A 1,627-nucleotide genomic window follows, 5' to 3' on the forward strand; every position below is an offset into this window, starting at 1 on the left:
TAATTATTCCATGTAGATATGGTTCTTCTCGCCTTGAAGGAAAACCGCTGTTAGAAATAAACGGTAAGCCACTGTTTTGGCATGTCCATCAACGTTGTCTCGAGGCTGGCTTTAAATCTGAAGATATTATTATTGCAACTGATAACGATGGAATTTTCAAAAAGGCTGAAGCGTTAAGCCTGTCAGTAACGATGACATCTAGTGAGCATGAAAGCGGTACGGATAGAATAAATGAGGTTGTCAAAAAGTTCGGTTGGGATGATGAAGATACTATCATTAATGTTCAAGGTGATGAGCCGTTAGTCCCGCCAGCATTGATTCGAGAACTTGCTAACTTTGCGGATAGTAGAAAAGAATTTTCAATTACGACCGTAGTGACACCGATTGAAAGCTATAAGGAACTTAGTAATCCTAATGTTGTTAAGGCGATTGTTGGCTTGAATAACCGAGCTTTATATTTTACCCGTTCAGCTTGCCCTCATAACCGAGAGTATCCATTGGACTACTCTCACGCGTACAGGCACATTGGAATTTATGCTTATACTGTATTAGCACTTGCAGAGTTTTGTTCATACGGAGAAGCACCTTTAGAAGGGTATGAAAAACTCGAGCAGTTGAGAGCACTATCTAACGGGATGTCTTTGGGAGTGTATCAGTTTGATAGTGATATAGCGCATGGTGTCGATACTCAAGAAGATTACTTATCAATAAAGAGTAAAATGGAAAATACCTGATGGATATAATCAGCATTGCGCAAAGAGTCGTTGAGACAGAGGTTGAAGGGCTACGACATATGAGTAGTCGGCTGGATAATGACTTTCGTTACGCTGTCGAGGTGATTTTAAATACAGCAGGACGAACGATTATCTGCGGTATGGGGAAATCTGGCATTATTGGTAAAAAAATGGCAGCGTCGTTTGCTAGTACGGGTACACCGAGTTTCTTTATGCACCCGGGAGAGGCCTTTCACGGTGATCTAGGGATGGTACAGCCCGAAGACGTTTTTATTGCGATTTCTAATTCCGGCGAAACCGATGAAGTTTTGAAATTGCTACCTTTCTTAAAAGATAACGGCAATCATATCGTTGCTATAACTGGTGATCAGAACTCAACATTAGCAACAAATGCACATTGTCATTTAGATATAGCAGTACCCAAAGAAGCTTGTCCATACCAACTTGCACCGACGGCCTCAACGACAGCGACTTTAGTCATGGGTGATGCGTTGACCGTGGCTTTAATGAGCGCACGTGGCTTTCAACCTGAGAACTTTGCGCGTTTTCACCCAGGAGGAAACCTAGGTCGCAGGCTCTTGTCAAAAGTCGCTGATGAGATGGTTCCAGACGTTCCCTTCATCGCTAAAGAATCAGATTTCACGGCAGTCGTTCATGCGATATCAAAAGGTCAGTTAGGTTTAGTCTTGGTCAATCTCGACTCAGAGTTAGGAATCATAACCGATGGAGATGTGCGTCGTGCTATGGAAACGAGAGGGAAGAGTGTTTTTGACTTGCTAGCTCAGGATATTGCGTCAAGTCAACCATTAACCATAGCCTCCGGTGCGAGCATTCAAACAGCATATGATCTAATGTCGGAAAAAGGTGTTACGTCATTAGTGGTGGTAGATAAG

The 1,627-nt window shown here is 42.7% G+C and carries 2 protein-coding genes; both read left to right on the plus strand.

The features are described 5' to 3' along the window. Positions 1–2: 2 nt before the first annotated feature. Positions 3–734: a 3-deoxy-manno-octulosonate cytidylyltransferase gene (gene kdsB, locus BZG79_RS15355; RefSeq protein ID WP_077774839.1), complete on the plus strand. Its 732-nt coding sequence runs from the start codon at positions 3–5 to the stop codon at positions 732–734. Next, a partial coding sequence (locus BZG79_RS15360) for a KpsF/GutQ family sugar-phosphate isomerase (protein WP_108743318.1) occupies positions 731–1,627 on the plus strand: 897 nt, incomplete at its 3' end. The genes kdsB and BZG79_RS15360, both read left to right, overlap by 4 nt.

The sequence above is a fragment of the Salinivibrio sp. MA427 genome, from assembly GCF_001996115.1.
In the GTDB taxonomy this organism is placed as follows: domain Bacteria; phylum Pseudomonadota; class Gammaproteobacteria; order Enterobacterales; family Vibrionaceae; genus Salinivibrio; species Salinivibrio costicola.